The following is a 235-nucleotide window of genomic DNA, read 5'->3' as shown; positions in this document are numbered from 1 at the left end:
AACAACGAGTAAAGGTAGCTCGAATTCATGAATACATGACAAATGCTAGAAAAGATTACTTGGATAAAATCTCGACTGAAATCATCAAAAACCACGATGTTATCGGTATAGAAGATTTGCAAGTATCGAATATGTTAAAGAATCATAAGTTAGCAAAAGCAATTAGTGAGGTATCATGGTCACAGTTTCGAACCATGTTGGAATATAAAGCAACATGGTACGGTAAACAAGTCAT

1 protein-coding gene is annotated in these 235 nt (G+C 34.0%); it reads left to right on the top strand.

What is annotated here, in order from left to right; all coding sequences use genetic code 11:
- Positions 1–235: RNA-guided endonuclease TnpB family protein (locus MR109_RS29980; RefSeq protein WP_242274877.1), on the top strand; the 235-nt coding region annotated here is incomplete at both ends.

The sequence above is a fragment of the Bacillus cereus group sp. BfR-BA-01310 genome (genome assembly GCF_022664325.1).
GTDB lineage: Bacteria > Bacillota > Bacilli > Bacillales > Bacillaceae_G > Bacillus_A > Bacillus_A paramycoides.
The sequence above is the reverse complement of the archived record's forward strand: the minus strand, read 5'-3'. Positions and strand labels throughout refer to the sequence as shown.